We start from the raw sequence: 20644 nt of genomic DNA, 5'->3' as shown, positions 1-20644 counted from the left end.
TTCTTCGGGTCTCCGCTAGTGGTTTTTTCGGGTCTGCATTTCAGTTGAGCCCGTCATTTCAAACCGGTCGTAGCGATGCCCTCCAGGAAATGCTTTTGGAAGAGAAGAAAGATCGTCATGATCGGCACAAGGGAGAGCACGGACATCGCCAGGAGCGCGCCCCAGTCGGATGATCCGGAGGGATCATAGAGTGAACGTATGCCCAGCTGAACGGTGAACAGATTGATCCGGCTCAAATAGATCATCTGGCTGAAGAAATCATCCCAGGTCCAGATAAAAGTAAAGATTGCCGTTGTGATCAGCGCCGGAACCAGCAGCGGGATAATGATCCGGAAGTACAGCTGGCCTTGTCCGCAGCCGTCAATCGTTGCACTTTCATCCAGCTCCTTCGGAATGCCGCGGATAAACTGGATCATCAGCAGCACGAAGAACGAGTCATGCGCCAGCCATTTCGGTACGATCAGAGGCAAGTAGGTGTTCACCCAGTCCAGCTTGCTGAAAATAATATATTGCGGAATCAGCAGCACATGGTAAGGAAGCATAATTGTCACCAGCATGCAGGCAAACAGTACACTCTTGAGACGGAACTCCAGCCGGGCGAACGCGTATGCCGCCAAAGAGCAGGTGAGAATATTGCCGATGACCGACAGCACGGAGATGGTAGCAGAGTTGAGGAAAAAGCGGCTGAACGAGATGCCCTGAAGCCCCTTCCAGCCATTCACATAGTTCTCCAGAGTAAACCTCGCCGGCCACAGACCGGGATCAGAGAAGATCAGCTCATTCGGCTTAAAGGAACTGGACAGCAGCCACAGCACCGGATACAGCATCAGCAGCCCAAACAGAATGATGAGACCATGCTTGCCGAGCTTAAAAATCGTCTTTTGTTCAGCCATGATTTATCGCCCGTCCTTTCCGTCGCCGTAGAACACCCAGAACCTGGAGGTCACGAACACCATCGAGGTAAACAGGCCGATGATGATCAGCATGATCCACGCCAGAGCGGCGGCATAGCCCATATCGAAGAATGAGAAGCCTTTTAGATACAGATAGAGCGTATAGAACAGCGTTGAATTTACCGGACCGCCGCGTCCGTCCCCAATGACATACCCCGGGGTAAACACCTGGAAGGAATTGATAATTCCCATGACCAGGTTGAAAAAGATTACCGGTGACAGCATGGGCAGCGTTATTTTGCCGAACTGCCGCAGCTTACCGGCCCCGTCTACCTGTGCCGCTTCGTACAGGTCCGCAGGAATCTGCTTGATTCCGGCCAGGAATATGACCATCGCGGAACCAAATTGCCAGACAGACAAGGTAACGATCGTGGAGAGAATGTAGCTCGGATGGGCGATCCAGGCCGGACCTTCAATCCCGAACCAGCTTAAAAAGTGGTTGATCAGGCCTTCCCCGTCAAAAATCTGCCGCCATACGATGGCGATGGCTACACTTCCTCCCAGCAGTGAAGGAATGTAGTATACCGTTCTGTAGATGCCCAGCGCCCGGATGCCTTTGTTCAAGACGACGGCGACCAGAAGGGCAAAGGCCATTTTGAGCGGAACCGAAAAAAGCACGTATTTGAAAGTCACCGTAAGAGATTTGTAGAAGTATTCGTCTGCCGTGAAGATGTGTCTGTAATTGTCAAAGCCCAGCCATACCGGGGCATTGAGCAGGTTGTACTTGGTCAGGGACAGATAAAAGGATCCCAGCATGGGGCCAAGTGTCAGTCCGAAAAAGCCGATCAGCCAGGGAAGCAGGAACAGGTAAGCGGTGCCGCTCCTTTTCCATAAAACCGATTTGTGTGCTGTCTTCATATGCGCCTTCTCCTTCTTAATGGATATAGGCTCATTATAGAAAGTAGCGCAGCCCGCTTGAATGCTATTTCTTCGGCTGCTCACTATTGAATTTTTCAGGTGGGTTCAGGCGGAAGTCCGAAGGGGCGATCCCGTACATCTTTTTGAATTTGGAGCTGAAATAGCTGGCATTCGAGAATCCGGTAAGCTCGGCAATGTCCCATAGACCAAGGGTTGTGCTTACCAGCAGATGCGTGGCCTGGGCCATCCGGATATCGGTCAGATAGGCCATGAAGCTTCGGCCTACTTTGGCTTTGAACAGCTCCGAGAAATAGGACGAATTGTAATTGAACCGTTTGGCCAGCTGGGTCAAATTCAGATCATACATGTAATTGCTATCGATATACTGCGTCGCTGTGCGGATCACCGAATCATCGGGGTCGCCTGCTTCCTGCAGTTGACGGTGTGCACGTCCGGCCAGCTCCAGCAGGAACTGCTCCGCCTTGTCTACTGAGTCAAGCTTATGGACCATCTCCGGATGGAGCCACAGCTGCTGGGCATGACCGTTCCCATGTGCAGGCGCCCCATCCGCTCCGTCCACAAGCAGATAAAGCTGGAAGATCAGCTTCACGAAACGGGAACGTGACTGGGAGAAGGCCTGCTGAAGCTCCTGCCGGACCGTCTGGCCGAAGCAGCTCCACTCCCCCTGAATCAGCAGGCGGCGCAGAGTCCGAGTCAGCTCCTCAGTAAGCACTGCTCCCGGCTCAGACTTTCCTTCAGCCGGAGGATAAGCGGCATTCTCCGAGAGATTCCAGGCCAGCAGAGACTCCATGTAGCCTTCCTTCCACTGGTGGAATCCGTGCTTGACGCCGCCGTAGCCGATGACCGGCTCAAAGCCCAGATGTGCAGAGATACAAGCAGCCAGATCCGCGCGGAACTGTGGCATATCCGTCAGACTCTCCTGCAGAATATAGTGAATCAGTCCGGGGTAATTCGGATCGCGGAACACCAGGCAGCCACTGCCGTACCTGCCCGCGAATTCCCTGCCCAGCAGCTCAAACGGCAGGCGCAGCTTGCCGGGAGTGCGCTCCGGCAGCTGCGGAGCCTCCCCCGTCCGTTCTCTGAGTCCAGCTGTCGCAACATGAATTTCCGTCAAATCCCATTCACCCAGCTCAAAGAGTGCGGCCCGCTCTTTCAGCGCATCCACCTGCTCTACGTCCTCCTTGACAAGCTGAACAAGGAAATGCTCTTTCATCTCCATGTAATACCGGGATAGCCGCCACTGGATTACGGCCTGCTGATCACGGTCATTACGCTCCCGGTCAAGCTCCTCCTTCACCTTCTGCAATACGGCCATCAGCTCATCGGCAGCTACCGGCTTCAGCAGATAATCACGCGCCTGATTACGGACAGCAGCTCTGGCGTAATGAAAATCCTCGTAGCCGGTAATTACAATCAGCTTCAGCTCCGGATAGAGCCTGCGGCAATCCTCAAGGAAAGACACGCCGTTCATCACAGGCATGTTCATATCTGTGATTACGATGTCAACCGCTTCACAGGCCAGACGTTCCATTGCCTCCATGCCATTCCCTGCCTCACCGATCACTGACAGATTCAGGCCAGCCCAGTCCGCCTTCAGCCGTAAGCCCTGGCGGATTTCCGGCTCATCATCCACGATCAATACACGATACATCTTCATTCCTCCTCTGTATGGGCAGACTCAGCTCGATGCTGGTGCCCTGCTGTTCGCTTGAATCTATCCTGAAGCTGAATAAATCGCCATAATACAGCCAGCATCTGGCCAGCACATTACGAAGTCCAATCTGATGGGTCTTGCTCTGCAGAAGCTGCTCCAGCTGCTGGCGCATGGCCTGATCATTCAGCTCGCGGAGCAGCTCCGGAGCCATTCCGATTCCGTTATCGGCAACAGCAAGATACAGCCGCTCCTTATCTTGTCTTACCGTGATCCGTACCCTGGCATTCGCCTGGTGAATGAAGCTGTATTTCACCGCATTCTCGATCAGCGGCTGGAGCAGGAACTTGACGATTTCCAGATCGTCAAGCTCGCCCTGCTCTTCGATCCGCAGATCAAGACCCGGGCCGAAGCGGATATCCAGAATGGACATATAATAACGCACATACTTCAGCTCCTCGCGCAGCGGGATCAGATCCTCGCTGATCCGCAGCGAGAACCTGAGCATTTTACCCAGGGAATCAATAACGGTAACCGTCTCCTTCGTCCGCTGCTGGATAGCCAGGCTGCTCATCAGCTCCAGCGTATTGAACAGGAAGTGGGGATTGATCTGCATCAGCAGCGCTTTATATTCAGCCTGCTGGCGCAGCAGCTTCTGCTCAAACTCGGTTCGTATCAGATACCTCAGCTGCTTGACCATACTCCGGAAGGTGTCCGTTGCGTAGTCAACCTCGTTCCGTATCCTGCGTTCCGGCGGAGTGAGGCGCTCGGCCTGGGCGAAATCCCCTTTCTGGACATGCCGCATGGCCGACACCAGACGGGACAGGGGCTTGGTAATACCGTAAGAAATCCAGTAAGCCAGCACAAAGGCGGCAATCAGCATCAGGGAAGCAAATACAATAATGCTGTTGCGGAGCTTGAACAGCTTGGCATACAGATCCTGTTCAGAGACAAAGCCGACCAGCAGCCAGTTGGTGATTGCCAGCTTTTTGTAGACCAGAATATGTGAGGCTCCCTTCTGATCCTTCAGGTAGACAACGCCTTGCGCGGCTTTGCCTGCACGGACCCGCTGGACTTCCGCCGCCGCTTCCGGATAAGCACTGTACTCCTGCTGGGACAGAATAGGATTACCCTGCTGGTTGAGCAGAAAGATGGTACCGCTTTCACCAAGATGTATACGATTGAGCGGCTCCAGCAGGAAGTCCGCCTTGATGTTGACCTTCATCACATTTTTGGCCAGTGACGGTTCAAAAATCCCGATCGGCAGCAGCAGGCTTACCACCTCATATGGCTTGGCCCCCTTAATCTCCACCTGATCCGTATGGGCCGGAACCCAGTGATTGCTGTGCTCAATGAAATTGCGGTACCACGTCTCCTGCTTGAACGAAGCATCCGTAACCACCTGGTTATCGGCACCGATCCGCATCCCTTCCTGACGGTAGATGGTCACTGAGGAGACAATCGAGTAATTGTTGGTAGTCTGGGTCAGGAACTTGCTCATGGTGATATTGGAGAGCATCTTCTGCCCTTCGGTTGAAGCCGGATTGGACAGCTGGGCATCCCACCTCTGGGTGATATCGCTGTTGTAGACCAGAGAGGACAAGTCATAGCTCTGCTGCAGGGCCATGTTAATAAATGAGCCGTACTCGTCCATTTTCTCCAGTGCCGAGGATTCGATATAAGAGCGGATGATGGAGCGTGACTGGTTGAACAGCAGCAGCGACATCGTGCCGAAGGATAGTACCAGCAGCACAACGAAGAACGCGATCAGGCGGTTTTTTAACGAGTAAAAGATAGTAATCCCTCCTTCTCCCTGCGTATCTGCGAATCTATTTCCTGTATAATCATTGATTTCGTCCTCTCCAGTCCCTCTTATTTACTGATGCATTTATTTGTAACGCAGATCGGAGAATCCGGCAAGTGGAAACGGTTATTACGTCCATAAGGGATGGGATTACTTTCAGCGAGCAATTGAAGGATAAAGTTTGGCGTAAAATAATCTTTCTTATATTTCAAGGCAAAATTATTTGGGCGGACGATTGATTTTCGCGCCGGTTTATTTTACAATGAGTTCATAAACGCGCGTTTACAATAGAGGGGGTACACCATGCGAAGCGAAGATATTGCCAAGCTAGCCGGGGTTTCGCGAAGCACAGTATCCCGTGTGATCAACAATTATTCCAATGTCCCTGAGGAGACCCGGGCCAAGGTGCTGAAGATCATTGAACAGCATCAGTACGAGCCTAACAGCTTCGCCCGGGCTCTGGCCGGCAAGAAGACCGATACGATCGGGCTTTTTGCAATCAGCATGAACGAGAAAGAGAACGCGACACGGATCTATCAGAATAACTACTTCGCACCGTTCGTTGATGCCGTTGTCGACACAGCGAATGCCCGCGGCTGTTATGTTCTGATTCATACCGTATATTCTCCCGACGACTTCCTGAAGGTGAAGCAGGCTTTCCTGCAGAAACGGATTGACGGCGGCATTATAGTCGGCACCCAGAAGGATATCGAGATTGTCCGGGAAATGGTCGGTCTCGACTCACCGCTTGTGCTGATTGATTATGACATTTCGGAGATTATGTCGGAGCATCTGGACCGCAATCATCTGGCTATAGTGAATTCCAAGGACTATGAGGGTACGGTTGAAGCCATTGAGTACCTGATCGGTCTCGGCCATGAAGAAATCGGCATGATCTGCGGACGGATGAACACGTACTCCGGACGGGAACGCTATATGGCATACGAGGATACGCTGAAGCGTCATGGGCTTGCGCTGAATGAGAATTTCATCCTACAGGGTGATTTCCTCAAGGAAACCGCCTATGAAGAGGTGAAGAAGCTGCTGAATTCCGGCGGCCCGCTGCCGACTGCATTCTTCTCTTCCAATGATGATATGGCTATTTCGGCCATGGAAGCGTTCTCTGAGCATGGCATTTCCGTGCCGGAGGATATGTCAATCGCGGGGTTTGATGATGTGCAGCTCGCTTCCCGGATTCATCCCAAGCTGACCTCCGTCCGTCTGCCGATTTACGAAATGTCCAAGGCTGCTGTCGAGAAGGTCATCGAGCTGTGCGATTCACAGCAGCCGACCTTCAGCACGATCAGTTTCCCGGCACGTCTGGTGGCAAGAGATTCCTGCCAGCCGCCGAAGCAGTAATGTTCTAGTACAGAAAAATCCCTTACCCCGAGGGAATTTTTTCTCAGCTTTGTAAACGCGCGTTCACAATTGAAAGGAGACTTGTCTCTAATGAAATTCGGAACTTTTGACGACACTCGCAAAGAGTATGTAATCAACACCCCAAAAACACCTTATCCATGGATTAACTACCTCGGCAACGAGCAATTTTTCGGCCTCATCTCTAATACTGCCGGTGGTTACACCTTCTACCGCGATGCGCGCATGAGAAGACTTACCCGTTACCGGTATAACAATATTCCGCTGGATACAGGCGGCCGCTACTACTATCTGTATGATGACGGTGATTTCTGGACCCCGGGCTGGATGCCGGTAAAACGCGATCTGGACTTCTACGAATGCCGCCATGGTCTTGGCTACACTTCCATCACTGGCGAACGCAATGGAATTTCCGTTAATCAGCTTGCTTTTGTACCGATGGGCCACAATGCTGAAGTACACCGCCTTGTCGTTAAGAACACAGGCGACGCGAAGAAAACTGTTAAGCTGTTCTCTTTTGCCGAATTCTGTCTGTGGAATGCCAATGATGATATGACAAACTTCCAGCGTAACCTCAGCACCGGTGAAGTTGAAGTGAAGGATTCCGTCATTTATCACAAAACCGAATACCGTGAGCGCAGAAACCACTACGCTTTCTATTCAGTAAACAAGGAAATCGCCGGCTTCGATACTGACCGCGAATCCTTCGTGGGTATGTACAATGGTCTGGACGCTCCGCAGGCAGTTGCTGCCGGTGAAGCTACCAACTCGGTGGCCAGCGGCTGGTCGCCAATCGGCTCCCACGCACTGGAAATCACCCTGGAACCAGGTGAAGAGCAAAGCTTCATCTTCGTACTCGGCTATATCGAGAACCCTGAAGATGAGAAATGGGAATCCCTGAACGTTATCAACAAAAAGCCTGCACAGGCTGTAATCGATCAGTTCGCTACAGATGCCCAGGTTGATGCTGCCCTGGCTACCCTGGCTGCACACTGGGATAACCTGCTGTCCAAATATCAGATCCAGAGCGGTGACGACAAGCTGAACCGGATGGTTAACATCTGGAATCCGTACCAGTGTATGGTTACCTTCAACATGTCCCGTTCCGCTTCGTACTTCGAATCCGGAATCGGCCGCGGTATGGGCTTCCGCGACTCCAACCAGGACTTGCTCGGCTTCGTCCACCAGATTCCGGAGCGTGCCAGAGAGCGTATTCTCGATATCGCTGCTACCCAGTTCCCTGACGGCAGCGCGTATCACCAGTACCAGCCGCTTACCAAGAAGGGCAACAACGAAGTCGGCTCGGGCTTCAACGATGATCCGCTTTGGCTGATCTCCGGTACGGCTGCTTATATTAAGGAAACCGGCGACTACTCGATCCTTGATGAGCAGGTTCCTTTTGACAGCAATCCGGATCACACGGCTACCCTGTTCGAGCACTTGAAGCTGAGCTTCGAGCATGTAACGAATAACCTCGGACCTCACGGCCTGCCGCTGATCGGACGCGCGGACTGGAATGACTGTCTGAACCTGAACTGCTTCTCCACAGAGCCGGGCGAATCATTCCAGACTACTGAGAATATCGCAGGCGGCGTTGCGGAATCCGTGTTCATCGCAGGTCTGTTCGTCTTCGTTGGACCGGACTATGCTGAAATCTGCCGCATGCGCGGACTGGATGATGTAGCTGCTGATGCGGTTGCGAAGATCGAGAACATGAGTGCCATTACGCTGTCCCACGGCTTCGACGGCGACTGGTTCCTGCGCGCTTATGACCACTACGGCGACAAGATCGGCAGCAAGGAGAACGAAGAAGGCCAGATCTTCATCGAGCCGCAGGGGATGTGCGTAATGGCGGGTATCGGTGTGGAGAACGGCGAAGCAGCCCGTGCGTTGACTTCCGTTCAGGAACGTCTGGATACGGATTACGGTATCGTATTGCAGCAGCCTCCTTACTCCAAGTACTATGTGAACCTGGGTGAAATTTCTACGTATCCTCCGGGCTATAAAGAAAATGCCGGTATTTTCTGCCACAACAACCCATGGATCATGATCGCTGAAACGGTGCTTGGACACGGCGACAGAGCCTTTGATATCTACAAAAAAATTGCTCCGGCTTACCTGGAGGACATCAGCGAAGTTCACCGTATGGAACCTTACGTGTACTCGCAGATGATCGCCGGTAAAGACGCTGTACGTCACGGTGAAGCGAAAAACTCCTGGCTGACAGGTACAGCGGCATGGAACTATGTAGCGATTACACAGTCCATCCTCGGTATCCAGGCTGACTTTGCCGGTCTGAAGGTTGATCCTTGTATTCCTACGGAGTGGGACAGCTTCGAGATTACCCGCGTCTTCCGCGGCGACACTTATGTCATCTCGATCCAGAACCCGAACCATGTCTCCAAAGGCGTGGCCAGCCTGACTCTCGACGGCACTGCTGTTGAAGGCAACATCATTGCTCCTGTGGGCGACGGTGCGGTTCACCAGGTTGTAGTTGTATTGGGTTAATTAGCGAGTTTTAAACTTTGAGTATAAAAAAGGAACCCGGTTGTCCGCCTAGGCGGTGCGACCGGGTTCCTTTTTTGTGATGCAGGTAAAACGTCTAAACGGGCAGGTCCTCAGTCAATCGTGACCAGCTTCCAGTTGCCGTCCTTATCCGGCATGAACCAGTAATTCCAGCTGTGCTTCACTTCCCCATCCGCTGTTGTACGGACATCATGCACGTTTATGACAACTCTGCTGCTGCTTTGCTCCGAAATCTCATCGACTCCGGTGAAAGTGATGCTGCCGGGAGTGAAGGCGAATTCATTCGCCTTTGCCAGACTTATACTGGCAAAAGCCCGGTTAAACTGTTCAAGGTCCTCATTCACAATTCCCTCAAGTGCATCTCTCAGGCTCGCCTTGATCTCTTCATTAACGAGCGGATCATGAATGCCATCGATGTCAAAAGCAATCCTGCTCGGATTATCCGGAGAGACTTCTCCAGACTTAAGAGTTGATTCCGGCCTGCTGGTAGTTTCGGCATCCGCAGACCCGTTGTCTCTAGCCGGATTCACGAGCCCGCCGCAGGCGGCAAGCAGCAGCGGTACTGCCAGGACCGGCAGCCAAAACCATGTCCGCTTCATACGCATCCTCCCTGTATCAGATGCTTGTTAGACGCCGAACTCGCTCCAAAGTTGCTGTCTGTTACGCTTGCGGCTCACTCCCAAATCCATACCTTCATTTCGCCGCGGCCGCGGTTGCCCCACAGATAGTACGGGATAGCCGTTACTTCCACCGGCTGCACATCGGCTCTGGTCCGGCTGTAAAGACCGCCGTTCCAGCTCAGCCCGTCTACCCTGTAGCCCGCTTCCCTCACCACCACAGCTCCGCCAAGCAATTCCTTGTCGTAGACCTCCATGAGCTTACTGTCTCTACTCAAGGAAATCGAGCTTAGCGGTTCACTGTTATCAGCCGCTTCCAGGCAGTAGACCAGCGGTCCGCGCTGAATGGCAGTCTTCCCGGCATCGGCACGCAGATTCGGGTGGGCGTATACGCGGTGCGCTTCCATTGGAAGCTTCAGCTCAATCACGTCGCCAGCCTTCCATTCCCTGCGGATCACAGCATAACCCTGCTGCAGGCTTGCAGCAGCATCGCCTAACGCCTCTCCGTTCACTCTGATCTCCGCGTTCCCGCTCCAGGAAGGAATACGCAGCGCCATCCCGAACTCTCCGGCTTGCGCAGGATCAACCTTCAGGGTCACCGTTCCATCCCAAGGGAAACGGCTCTGCTGGCGGATTGCTACCTCTGTGCCGCCCAGTGTGGTCTTCAGCTCACTGCCGATATACAGGTTAGTGTAAAGTGTGTCGCCATGCTCAGTGTAGATATACTGATTCAGCGAGGTCAGCAGGCGTGCCACGTTCGGTGGACAGCAGGCACAGCCGAACCAGCCCTGGCGCTCTGCTTTGACATGATGTTTGCCGGGGTTGCAGCTGCAGGCTTGCGGCCATACTTCAAGCGGATTCACGTAGAAATAGTGTTTGCCGTCCTGTGCCATGGAGCCGAGCACATTATTATAAAGCGCCCGCTCCATCACGTCGGCATACCGGGCGTCCGGGGTCAATTCCAGCATCCGCTTGGCAAAAAAGATCAGCCCGATCGAAGCGCAGGTCTCCGCATAGACCGTATCATTCGGCAGATCATAATCAAAGGTGAACGCTTCACCATGATGTGTTGACCCGATTCCGCCGGTGATATACATCTGTTTCTCCGTCATATTGTTCCACAGGCGCACGCAGGCTTCGCGCAGCGCTTCATCTCCGGTAAGCCGGGCCAGATCGGCCATGGCTGTATACATATAGACTGCACGGACGGAATGTCCCAGGGCCACGCTCTGCTCACGGACCGGGATATGGGCCTGATTATAACTGACATCCACACTGCTTGTAGCCGTACCTGTCCAGTGCGTAACCCGTCCTCTTTGTTCCCACTCCTGATGCAGGAAGTTCGGTTCCTGTCCACGCTGATCGATGAAAAAGCTGCTGAGCTTCAGATATTTCTCTTCACCGGTCAGCCGGTACAGCTTCACAAGGGCCAGCTCAATTTCCTGATGACCGTCGTAGCCCTTCAGCTTCCCCTCTTCCGGTCCGAAGACGGTTTCAATGTGGTCAACGAACCGCCGCACAATGACCAGCAGCTTGTCTTTGCCGGTCGCTTCATAATAGGCCACTGCCGCTTCAATGAAATGTCCCGCACAATACAGCTCATGGCAGTCCAGCAGGTTCGTCCACCGTTTGCCCGGCTCTTTGAGTGTAAAATAGGTATTCAGGTATCCGTCTTCATGCTGTGCTTCGCCGACCAGCTCTATCATCTGATCCGCCTGACGCTCCAGTTCAGGATCACGCTTGATGCTAAGCGAATACCCCACTGCCTCCAGCCATTTTGCTACATCACTATCCTGAAAGACCCAGCCGTTGAACTCGCCTTCCCTCCTGCCGGCAGCGATTTCAAAATTGGCAATGGCATGGCTGGGTTCTGCTCCGGCCACCCGGTCATGCAGCGCCTCATACTGGTACGGAATAACGGTATCCTGAACCAGCCGGATATAACGCCCCCAGAATTCATCCTGAATAGCTACCTGCCGGCTTGTGTCCGCAGCTTGCTGAATATCTGCAAATTTACTCAAGTGTTTTCTCCCCTTTTCATTTCATCCTCGCTATTTGCAATTATAGACGGTAAAATGAATAAAAAACAGAATCATAAGCAACCCTGTTTTTGTACTATTTCACACTCGGATTACCAACCTTCTACGGAAGTCCGGCTAATAGAAAAGAGCTTGCGAAAGGAGCAGATATGCCACCCAGTCCTGCCTATATTCATCTGTCAGCACCGCCGTTCCCCTATTTCCTGGAATGCGGCCATACCGTATATTTGCCCGGCGAGCAGCATCCAAACCGCAGCCGTATGGGGAAATTCGATCTTATTATTGTAGAACAAGGCTGCCTGTTCATCGGTGAGGATGATAAGGAGTGGACGGTAACCTCCGGGCACACCCTCCTTCTGCTGCCGGACCGCTATCATTATTCAGTTAAACCCTGCGAGGAGATCACCTCCTTCACGTGGGTTCATTTTCACACGGTCGGTGAGTGGATGGAAGCGGAAGGTGATCCTGTATATGCTGAGCGGGAGAAGCATTTCCGGCAATTCCTGATTCATCCTTATACGATCCGCATACCCCAGTTCGGACCTCTCCCGGACCCCTTCGCACGGAGCGGACAGGCAGAGCAATTACTGCAGCTTAGTCAGGGACGGCGCTCCAGCTCCGTATGGCAGCAGCAGCGCATCTTTGAAGAGATGCTGCGGATGATGGATATGGCCCAGCAGGATACTGCGGGCAGCCAGGCGGCAGAGATCGCTGAACAGACGGAAGCCTACCTGCGCAATCATTTTACGGAGGATCTCACGAATGCATCCCTGGCGGATGCGCTGCATTTTCACTACAATTATCTGGCCCGCTGCATGAAACGTGTCTATGGGCTGACCCCTATGGAATACTTGACGGATTACCGGCTGGAGCAGGCCAAGCTGCTGCTGCTCAAGACAGAAATCCCTATATCCGGGATTGCAGAACGCACCGGCTTCGAGAGCACCGCCTACTTCTCCCGGCGCTTCAGCCGGAAGGTTGGCATCTCTCCCCTGCGCTTCCGCAAGCGTTACTCCCGCTGAATCTGCTGCAGAAGCGCTTCTATCCACGGAGCGGGGAGTCTACATAGGCTCTGCCGGAAGAATTCGGAATTCATGTACCTCCCGGCAATACGATAATCCCCGGATCCGGACAGATTTCGCGGTGTATGCTCTGATCTGTCCCCCCGGTTCCAGCACCTCCTCTGTACCCTCCTTCAGCACAACCGTTACCTGAACCTCCGATAGTGCCGCAGCCAGCAGCTCCATGTCGCTCTCCAGCACTTTATAGATATAATCCATCGGGCTACACCTGCTTTACTGTGACTTTATTTAGTGCACTTGAATAACGCTGATTGCACTGGACAACCTAATTTACGTTCATAACCTATTTGTAGAGGAGTTCTGTAATTATGGGAGTTCTAAACGGCAACCCCAAAGATGAACCGCTTCACTATGGTGAAATCTTCAATATGTGGCAGGTCTCGGCAACAGCCAAAATGTCCTTATCTACCTATCAGGCATTTCACTTTCATGCCGGGGACCAGGATTTGAAGAAGATTATCGATGATCTTATGGATCAGGCACAGCAGGAAATTAAGGACTGTGACAAAATCCTCAAGGTGAACGGCTTCGCGCCTCCGCCTGCACTGCCGGACCGTCCCTCCGTCAAGCTCGAGGATATCCCGGCAGGCGCAAGGTTCTCCGACCCTGAGATTGCTGCGGCCCTCTCCGGGGCAGTATCGCTAAGTCTAGTGGTCTGCAGCCAGATCATGGGCATGTCGGTCCGCGAGGATATCGGCGCAATGTTCATGAAGATCCACGCGCAAATGGCCGCCTTCGGCATGGCACTGCTCAAAATGAACAAGCAGAAAGGCTGGCTGATCCCGCCTCCGCTGCAGCTAAAGAAACCAGAGCTGGTTCACGCCTGAGCAATTCACCCCTAATCCTGCGCAAGCAGGATTTTTTGTTTTATAGCTATTTTTTTCCAGACCGGTGCATATTTATTAAGACATGCCTTAAGTCTGGAGATGCTGAAGATGCGCTCATATCCCAAGTATGTCATTATTCTGCTGGCCAGCCTGCTGATTGCAGCGGGAACCAACTTTTTTCTAGTGCCCTATAAAATACTCGATGGGGGAATTATCGGCATTGCCCTCATCATTAATTACATCTCCGGCATCAAAATCGGACTGGCCATCATTGTCTGCAGTCTTCCGATCTTCCTGCTGGCCTGGTTCCGGGAGCGGGATATCTTCTATAACAGCATCCTGGGGCTGATGACCTCATCCTTCCTGATCGAACTGCTCGGGCCGCTGCAATATTACTTTCTGTATTATATCGAACTCGGTTCCATATCCAGCGCTATTATCGGCGGCTTCCTGATGGGCAGCGGGCTCGGCCTGATGCTGCGGTTCAAAGCCAGTACGGGCGGAACAGATCTGCTGGCCAAGTTCATGAAACGTTACATTCCGCTCAATGTCGGAGTGATTATTTTCCTGACGGATTTCGTAATTATCGGCGCCGGCGGTGTACTGATCTCCAAAGAGACTTTTTTTCATTCCATACTGACTATTGTCTCCGGCGGTGTTGCCACCGGTCTATGTACGCTGGAAGACTAGACTGGACTGCAAAGAACGCGTCCTTAGGCTGTCCGGTTGCCAGAGCTTCTATGCTTCTGTGTTAAAAAATGTATATTCATATTACCTTTTTGATAAAATTTTATTATTCGTCAGAATATATGGAATAAAGGTTGAAATTTTCACACATTGCGGCGACAATCGAATAGATAACATTCCCGGGGAGGATCGACGAAGTTGGATAGCACAAGCAACAATAGCAATACTACCGCGCATGATATCATAGACCTGTGCCTGCTGGCCGGCAAAATCATGCTGCAAAGCGGCGCCGAAACCTACCGCGTGGAGGATACCATGAGCCGTATGGCCGCATCGCTCGGATTCCCTGGAGCGCATAGCTACGTTACGCCGACAGTCATTATGTTCACCACCAGCCGAACCGAACCGGTGAAGCTGTTCCGGATAGCTGAACGGACGACCGATCTGCAAAAAGTGTCAGAGGTCAATGACATCTCGCGGCGGCTGAGCGAACGCCAGCTTACCGCAGCCGAAGCCCGCGAGCGTCTGGGGATTGTCGACGACGCGGCGCATGCTTATCCGGTCTGGCTGCAGACTGTAGCTGCCGCCCTGACCGGCGCCTGCTTCACCGTAATGTTCAAGGGCAGCCTGTGGGATGCCCTGCCGTCGCTGCTGATCTCCGGGGTCGGCTTCGCCGCCGTCACCTATCTGCACCGCCTGGTCCAGATCCGTTTCTTCGCGGAGTTCATCGCCTCCTTTATCATCGGCCTGCTGGCTTTCTTCTCTGTCAGGCTTAGCATTGGACAAGAGATGGACAAGATCATCATCGGCTGCGTAATGCCGCTTGTACCGGGGCTGCTCATCACGAATGCCGTCCGTGACCTTATGGCCGGCCATCTGGTCTCCGGCCTGTCTAAGGGAGCCGATGCCTTCCTGACCGCCTTTGCCATTGGAACCGGCATCGGACTCGTGCTGTCCCTTTTCTAATTACCACTTGAAAGAGGTAGTCCTACATGATTTTGCAACTCATAACCAGTTTCATCGCTGCCTCAGCCTTCTGCGTTCTGTTTAATGCGCCGGTGCGCGCACTGCTTCAATGCGGTTTCGCCGGAATGATCGGCTGGATACTGTATCTGCAGCTGGATGACAGATGGGATACCGTTGTTGCCACCTTTGGAGCCACCGTGGTTGTCGGAGTGATCAGCCAATTTTTTGCGCGTTCCTTCAAAATGCCGGTGATTATATTCAGCGTCGGCGGAATTATCCCGCTGGTTCCGGGCGGCCTGGCTTATGATGCCATGCGCCAGTTCGTGGAGAGTGACAACAACCAGGGGATTCAGTTTGCGGTACAGGCGCTGCTGCTGTCCGGGGCCATCGCCGCCGGCCTTGTGCTGAGCGAGGTACTGGGACAGATGTTCCGGAGGAAGCACGTATCCGGATAGTTGTTCCCCCGGGGCTCCGCCCACCGGTGCGCCTTAACGTACAATAAGCCCGCTTGCCTGCAGGGACCTGGTCCTTGCAAGGCAAGCGGGCTTATTGCGTTGTATGGGGGCACACCGATGTCTGCTTCCCTATTAAGTTCACCAAACCGTCCGTATTAAATGCAATATTAACAGTAACTATACTGAGTCTATACATTTGGCAATCGGTACGTGGAATTCGCAGCACAGAACTCTCAACTCTCTAAGTCGACGCCCTGTAGCCAAGTGAGCTAATTATTGTTTGAACTGTATACATACACAAGCCTAATTGTTGTACGTATTGCAACTTGTACCTATAGATACTGGGTGATTTGTAAGAGTTGTTGTATGAAATACAATAATTTCTGTTCGTAACCGCTCAGATAAGGGGAAATGCTGCATTTAATACAACATTTCCCAATTACTCTCGATATCATGGATGGAATGTTGTATTTCGTGCAGGATTCTGGTTAAGCGGCTCCAGGGTTCGGCTCACGATTAGCCGATAATTTTCTGATAGCTGACAATATCCAGCCACCGGCCGAACTTGCGGCCGATCTCCTTGAATAAGGCGCTCTGCTCGTAGCCGTGCTTCGCGAACAGGCGGCGGCTGGGCTCATTGTCTGCACATACGGTAGCTACCAGTACATGGAACCCAAGCTCATTAGCCCGCTCTTCAATGAACCGCAGCGATTGCCCGCCCAGACCTTGTCCTCCGCTCCCGGGCTTCAGGTAAATGCTGACTTCACCGGAGGTATCGTAGGCTTCTTTGTTCTTGTGCCGGGTAATCAGCACGTAGCCCTGCAGCTCCCCGTCCTGCAGAAGGACGTATGACTTAAACCGCGGGTCCCCGTTCAGCACAGACTGGCGCATTTGCATCAGGGTCTGCGGCTCGGTATGAAACGATACGGTAGTGTTAAGTACATAATAGTTATAGATATCCAGCACACCGGCCAGATGTTCCTCAGTAATTTCTGCAAAGTGCAGCCCGCTAGCAAGCAATTCCCCCATAATTCATTAATCCTCCCATATAGATGTTTCCAGCTGATCTACGAACCGCCGCAGCTTACCCGCGATCTTGAGATTAATAGCCCCGTTCTGATACATCTCCTGCACGGTATTCCGCTGCTCCTGAATGGCCTGCAGCTTCAGCTCCAGCTTCTCGTCATCGACAACGCCGTCTTTGCTCCAGCCTTCGCCCTGCACCAGCCGGGATTCCAGCCGCTCATACTTGTCGATGACCTTCTGCGAGGCAAGCCGGTTCTCGTCGCTTATCCCGGCGCTGACGGCTGACACGGCCGCCTGACACATCGCTATCTTCGCTGTCCGGGCACTTTCAGCATTCTGCACCGCCCGCCGGCCCTCTTCCCCATTGAAGCGGCCCGAGAACAGGCCGGAGAACAGGCGCTGAATTTCAGTTACGGTGAACTTAATTTGCGTATCCAGCCGTCTGCAGAGCAGCGATTCCGTATGATCCAGCAGCTCCTCCATCTTAACGGCAACAGGGGCGGGCACCGCTCCGTTCTCCAGCATCCGCCGCAGTGCTGTGCGCTCTGCCTCCAGGCCGCTCAACCGGGCTTCAACGCCCAGCCGCCGGAACTGCTCCGTTGCCGGATCACTGTCCGGCTTGGCGGTGCACAGCCGGTCGATCTTGTCTGTGAACTCCAGTAACACCGGCTGTTTCGTCTGCTCCGGGCTTTCCGTAACCAGGCTGCGCAGCATCGACATCCCGGCATCGATCACTACATTCCTGGCTGCCAGTTCCGTATTTCCGTAGCCAATCGTCTGCACCACGGTCTCCTCTTTGTCGGCCAGCAGCGGCAGGAAGATACTGGCAATAACCAGCGACATCAGAATGACACCTGCGGCCAGAGCAATAATCAGATCCCGTTCAGGGAACGGCGTGATACCGTCCCCGAGCACCAGCGGAATGGAGAAGGCACCGGCAAGCGTAACCGCTCCGCGCACGCCGGAGATTGAAGTAATGACCTGTGACTTAAGCGGCGCCTTCTCTACCCGGCGGAACCGGCTCTCCCATAGGGAATAGGCATAGACCCAGAGGAACCGCAGCACAATGAGCAGCGCGGTAATCGCCATCACATACCCTGCAACCATGAAGTTGTTCAGCGTCTGATCACGGTAGATGACCTCCACTACATCCGGTACGGACACTCCGAGGATCAGGAATACCAGTCCGTTCAACACCAGCAGCAGCACCGACCAGGTACTGGCTGATACAAGCTGCAGCTTATACTGCGGCGATACGGCCCGGTCCTTCTCAATGGCGTACATTACACCACCGGCCACAACAGCAAGGATGCCGGATACGCCAATCTCTTCACTGATCAGATAAATGATAAACGGCGTAAGAATCTGCAGCAGCACATGGATCGTCACATCCTCCATACCGAATCTGCGGATGAATACACTGAGGCGGATCAGCAGAAAGGAGAGCGCCGCACCCAGCAGCAGACCGCCTGCGGCAATCATTACAAAGCTGAGCGATGCCTTAGGAAGCGAGAAAACTCCCGTAACCATGGCCGCGATCGCAAATTTGAAGGCAACCAGACCGGAGGCGTCATTCATCAGCGATTCACCTTCAAGGATACGGTGTATACTCTTCGGCAGATGTACCCTTCCGGCCAGCGCACCGACCGCTACAGCATCCGTAGGGGACAGAATCGCCGCCAGTGCAAAAGATGCCGCCAGCGGAATTGAAGGAATCATCCAGTTAATGGCATACCCTGCGACAAAAACCGTTACAAATACAAGCCCCAGCGCCAGCAGCAAGATCGGTGCTCTAAGATTCCACAGCTCATCACGCGGTGTCCGTCTCCCGTCATTGAACAGCAGAGGGGCAATGAACAACACAAAAAACAGTTCAGGCTCAAAGGACATATGTATTCCGGTCGGCACAAGTGCGGCGATGATCCCGAGTCCGATCTGAATCAGAGGAACCGGCACAAACGGAATGAAACGGTTCACGATATTCGATACCGCGATTAGCCCGAGCATCAGCAGCACAGCAAGAAAAGTCTCCAAGCCCCATCATCTCCCGAATATCTTTTTTCAAAATATTATATCCTATATTTGCAGCTATTTGCAGCAACTGCATAAACGCCAATAAACGGAAGACACACCGGAATTTCCGCTTGTGCCTCCCGCTATATTCTATCCAGCGTCCATCCTGCCGCCTCACTGCAGAAGCAGCAGCTTTAGGATCAGGATTCGGACACCACCGTGAACCGTTCGCCGATATGCTGCGGCTGTTCAAGCTCATCTACAATCGCAATCGCATAGTCGGCATAACTTACGTAGCTCTCGCCTTTGGAATTAACGAGCAGATGATCCTTGCCCTTCACATATGCACCTGTTCTCTCCCCGACGGCAAAATTAGCTGACGGACTGACAAACGTCCAGCGGAGTCCCTCCGTGGTTTGAAGAATCTCCAGATTCTTACCTTGGTTCAGGGCTGTCGGCTTCACAAAATCCGGGAACCCCGGTGTGTCCACAACCTTCACCGTCCGGGCTTCATCCACGTACAAGCTTCCCGCACCGCCGACGACAATCAACCGGGTATCCGGCACATTCTTAAGAGCCTCAATCAGAACATTTCCGGCCTCCACATGCAGATGCTCCTGTCCAAACGGCGCTCCGAACGCATTTATGACGGCATCATAAATCCGCAAATCTTCAGCCGTCAAGGACAGGATATCCTTTTCCAGCACCGATGCTCTACTGTCCGTTACCTTCGCAGGGTTCCGCACTATAGCGGTAACCTCATGTCCCCTGTCCAGCGCTTCCTTCACAATCTCACTGCCTGCTTTGCCGCCTGCTCCAATGACTGCTATTTTCATGATAAATGCCTCCTAAGTAGTTAGAGCCTCAAGCCAGCCGCAGAATATCGCTGATGATCTCCTTGTCGACATCCAGATCGAACTTCCGGCCCCAGAAGCAGCCTGCACCCTGTTCGCGAATCCGTTCATAATCCTCGGCCCGCAGTGTTCTGGGGAATTCCGGTCCGGTATTCCAATCCGTGTAACGTTTGATCTCATTGATTACATTATCCTTATATTTACTGTTCAAAATAATTGAATGGAAGAAGATCTCATCGCCGCAGAACGAATTCCGGAACAACCGGACGTATCCGGGATGCTCCGCGATGAATTCGAGGATATACTGCATGCATCCCCCGGTAAGTGACATCCAGTTCGAGCCCTTATACAGCGCCTCCGGCAGATCCTTCAGGCTGCGCTTAAGCCAGGGTACAGACATCACCAGATTGATATAACGGTTGCGGATCTCTGAGACAGCTTTGGCCCGGGAGACCAGGAACCGCGGATAATACACAGACACCCGGTACAGGCAGCCCCACATTTCCGCCTCATTCGGAAGCTGCAGATGCTTGACGAACTCCTGCCCTTCATGCTCCTTGAAGAAATCAGCAATCACCTTATTGGAGGCAAGAGGCAAATCCTGTCCGCTGATGATATGAACATAGTTATAATTCCCGCTTGCCCGGATCAGTTCGAAGCACTTCAGGATGCATTCAATCTGGCCGTAATGGCCCCACTGTACGTCTACCGGCTGCTCTACGAAATGAATATCTTCGCGATGGATAATTTGCTCTTCGATACCGCTTTTTTTATCCACATGAAGGAAAAACTCCACATGCTCATCCGTTAAACGATCGATCAGCAAATTAATCTGCTGAGGGCTCTTGTGACAGAGGACAACATAAGCCATTTTGAAATTGTGCAAAA

18 protein-coding genes are annotated in these 20644 nt (G+C 52.9%); 7 read left to right on the top strand and 11 right to left on the bottom strand.

What is annotated here, in order from left to right; translation table 11 throughout:
* Positions 1-53: 53 nt before the first annotated feature.
* From P40081_RS14195 to P40081_RS14180, 4 genes are all read right to left on the bottom strand, one after another.
* Positions 54-893 (bottom strand): carbohydrate ABC transporter permease, encoded by an 840-nt coding sequence (locus tag P40081_RS14195; protein WP_039297839.1) that lies wholly within the window; start codon positions 891-893, stop codon positions 54-56.
* 3 nt (positions 894-896) lie between these two features.
* Entirely contained in the window at positions 897-1811 is a 915-nt protein-coding gene (locus P40081_RS14190; RefSeq protein WP_042136279.1) for a carbohydrate ABC transporter permease, read from the bottom strand.
* Positions 1812-1875: 64 nt separating this feature from the next.
* On the bottom strand, positions 1876-3483 hold the full coding sequence (locus P40081_RS14185; RefSeq protein WP_042136277.1) for a response regulator transcription factor: 1608 nt from the start codon (positions 3481-3483) through the stop codon (positions 1876-1878).
* Positions 3458-5278: a sensor histidine kinase gene (locus tag P40081_RS14180; RefSeq protein WP_042136276.1), complete on the bottom strand. Its 1821-nt coding sequence runs from the start codon at positions 5276-5278 to the stop codon at positions 3458-3460. Before P40081_RS14180 ends, P40081_RS14185 begins: the two co-directional genes overlap by 26 nt.
* Before the next feature lie 312 nt (positions 5279-5590).
* On the opposite strand from P40081_RS14180, the gene P40081_RS14175 reads away from it, so the two are divergent.
* Positions 5591-6646 (top strand): LacI family DNA-binding transcriptional regulator, encoded by a 1056-nt coding sequence (locus P40081_RS14175; protein WP_042136273.1) that lies wholly within the window; start codon positions 5591-5593, stop codon positions 6644-6646.
* Positions 6647-6736: 90 nt separating this feature from the next.
* Positions 6737-9172: a glycoside hydrolase family 94 protein gene (locus tag P40081_RS14170; RefSeq protein ID WP_042136271.1), complete on the top strand. Its 2436-nt coding sequence runs from the start codon at positions 6737-6739 to the stop codon at positions 9170-9172.
* A 110-nt stretch (positions 9173-9282) separates the two neighbouring features.
* Here P40081_RS14170 and P40081_RS14165 read toward each other — a convergent pair whose 3' ends face one another.
* Together P40081_RS14165 and P40081_RS14160 are read right to left on the bottom strand one after the other, a co-directional pair.
* The gene (locus P40081_RS14165) at positions 9283-9789 is read right to left on the bottom strand and encodes a hypothetical protein (RefSeq protein ID WP_042136270.1); all 507 of its coding nucleotides are present in this window, start codon (positions 9787-9789) and stop codon (positions 9283-9285) included.
* A gap of 74 nt (positions 9790-9863) precedes the next feature.
* Positions 9864-11828, bottom strand: coding sequence for a glycoside hydrolase family 127 protein (locus P40081_RS14160; protein WP_081969949.1), 1965 nt, complete (start codon positions 11826-11828; stop codon positions 9864-9866).
* 167 nt (positions 11829-11995) lie between these two features.
* On the opposite strand from P40081_RS14160, the gene P40081_RS14155 reads away from it, so the two are divergent.
* Positions 11996-12868, top strand: a complete 873-nt coding sequence (locus P40081_RS14155) for a helix-turn-helix transcriptional regulator (protein ID WP_042136268.1) — start codon at positions 11996-11998, stop codon at positions 12866-12868.
* A gap of 39 nt (positions 12869-12907) precedes the next feature.
* On the opposite strand, the gene P40081_RS14150 is transcribed toward P40081_RS14155, so the two are convergent.
* Positions 12908-13126, bottom strand: coding sequence for a hypothetical protein (locus P40081_RS14150; RefSeq protein ID WP_042136267.1), 219 nt, complete (start codon positions 13124-13126; stop codon positions 12908-12910).
* Positions 13127-13236: 110 nt separating this feature from the next.
* On the opposite strand from P40081_RS14150, the gene P40081_RS14145 reads away from it, so the two are divergent.
* The 4 genes from P40081_RS14145 to P40081_RS14130 all read left to right on the top strand — a co-directional run bounded on the left by P40081_RS14145 (position 13237) and on the right by P40081_RS14130 (position 15863).
* Positions 13237-13755: a DUF3231 family protein gene (locus P40081_RS14145; protein WP_042136265.1), complete on the top strand. Its 519-nt coding sequence runs from the start codon at positions 13237-13239 to the stop codon at positions 13753-13755.
* A gap of 108 nt (positions 13756-13863) precedes the next feature.
* The gene (locus P40081_RS14140) at positions 13864-14445 is read left to right on the top strand and encodes a YitT family protein (RefSeq protein WP_039297036.1); all 582 of its coding nucleotides are present in this window, start codon (positions 13864-13866) and stop codon (positions 14443-14445) included.
* Between the two features lie 195 nt (positions 14446-14640).
* Positions 14641-15408 (top strand): threonine/serine exporter family protein, encoded by a 768-nt coding sequence (locus P40081_RS14135; RefSeq protein WP_042136262.1) that lies wholly within the window; start codon positions 14641-14643, stop codon positions 15406-15408.
* A gap of 26 nt (positions 15409-15434) precedes the next feature.
* Positions 15435-15863, top strand: coding sequence for a threonine/serine exporter family protein (locus tag P40081_RS14130; protein WP_042136260.1), 429 nt, complete (start codon positions 15435-15437; stop codon positions 15861-15863).
* Between the two features lie 516 nt (positions 15864-16379).
* Here P40081_RS14130 and P40081_RS14125 read toward each other — a convergent pair.
* The 4 genes from P40081_RS14125 to P40081_RS14110 all read right to left on the bottom strand — a co-directional run bounded on the left by P40081_RS14125 (position 16380) and on the right by P40081_RS14110 (position 20642).
* Positions 16380-16892, bottom strand: a complete 513-nt coding sequence (locus tag P40081_RS14125) for a GNAT family N-acetyltransferase (RefSeq protein WP_042136258.1) — start codon at positions 16890-16892, stop codon at positions 16380-16382.
* A 6-nt stretch (positions 16893-16898) separates the two neighbouring features.
* Positions 16899-18923, bottom strand: a complete 2025-nt coding sequence (locus P40081_RS14120) for a Na+/H+ antiporter (RefSeq protein ID WP_042136256.1) — start codon at positions 18921-18923, stop codon at positions 16899-16901.
* 179 nt (positions 18924-19102) lie between these two features.
* A complete protein-coding gene (locus tag P40081_RS14115; protein ID WP_042136253.1) occupies positions 19103-19738 on the bottom strand; it encodes an NAD(P)-dependent oxidoreductase in 636 nt (211 codons plus the stop codon).
* A 28-nt stretch (positions 19739-19766) separates the two neighbouring features.
* Positions 19767-20642: a beta-1,6-N-acetylglucosaminyltransferase gene (locus P40081_RS14110; RefSeq protein WP_052421824.1), complete on the bottom strand. Its 876-nt coding sequence runs from the start codon at positions 20640-20642 to the stop codon at positions 19767-19769.
* Positions 20643-20644: the final 2 nt, after the last annotated feature.

It is taken from the genome of Paenibacillus sp. FSL P4-0081 (assembly GCF_000758565.1).
GTDB lineage: Bacteria > Bacillota > Bacilli > Paenibacillales > Paenibacillaceae > Paenibacillus_AQ > Paenibacillus_AQ phytohabitans.
Note: the sequence above shows the minus strand (reverse complement) of the source record. Positions and strands in the feature narration are given on the sequence as shown.

What these genes read in the sequence shown, in the direction of transcription:
- P40081_RS14195 (WP_039297839.1), bottom strand. Translation starts at nt 893, where the DNA reads ATGGCTGAACAAAAGACGATTTTTAAGCTCGGCAAGCATGGTCTCATC.
- P40081_RS14190 (WP_042136279.1), bottom strand. Translation starts at nt 1,811, where the DNA reads ATGAAGACAGCACACAAATCGGTTTTATGGAAAAGGAGCGGCACCGCT.
- P40081_RS14185 (WP_042136277.1), bottom strand. Translation starts at nt 3,483, where the DNA reads ATGTATCGTGTATTGATCGTGGATGATGAGCCGGAAATCCGCCAGGGC.
- P40081_RS14175 (WP_042136273.1), top strand. Translation starts at nt 5,591, where the DNA reads ATGCGAAGCGAAGATATTGCCAAGCTAGCCGGGGTTTCGCGAAGCACA.
- P40081_RS14170 (WP_042136271.1), top strand. Translation starts at nt 6,737, where the DNA reads ATGAAATTCGGAACTTTTGACGACACTCGCAAAGAGTATGTAATCAAC.
- P40081_RS14165 (WP_042136270.1), bottom strand. Translation starts at nt 9,789, where the DNA reads ATGAAGCGGACATGGTTTTGGCTGCCGGTCCTGGCAGTACCGCTGCTG.
- P40081_RS14155 (WP_042136268.1), top strand. Translation starts at nt 11,996, where the DNA reads ATGCCACCCAGTCCTGCCTATATTCATCTGTCAGCACCGCCGTTCCCC.
- P40081_RS14150 (WP_042136267.1), bottom strand. Translation starts at nt 13,126, where the DNA reads ATGGATTATATCTATAAAGTGCTGGAGAGCGACATGGAGCTGCTGGCT.
- P40081_RS14145 (WP_042136265.1), top strand. Translation starts at nt 13,237, where the DNA reads ATGGGAGTTCTAAACGGCAACCCCAAAGATGAACCGCTTCACTATGGT.
- P40081_RS14140 (WP_039297036.1), top strand. Translation starts at nt 13,864, where the DNA reads ATGCGCTCATATCCCAAGTATGTCATTATTCTGCTGGCCAGCCTGCTG.
- P40081_RS14130 (WP_042136260.1), top strand. Translation starts at nt 15,435, where the DNA reads ATGATTTTGCAACTCATAACCAGTTTCATCGCTGCCTCAGCCTTCTGC.
- P40081_RS14125 (WP_042136258.1), bottom strand. Translation starts at nt 16,892, where the DNA reads ATGGGGGAATTGCTTGCTAGCGGGCTGCACTTTGCAGAAATTACTGAG.
- P40081_RS14115 (WP_042136253.1), bottom strand. Translation starts at nt 19,738, where the DNA reads ATGAAAATAGCAGTCATTGGAGCAGGCGGCAAAGCAGGCAGTGAGATT.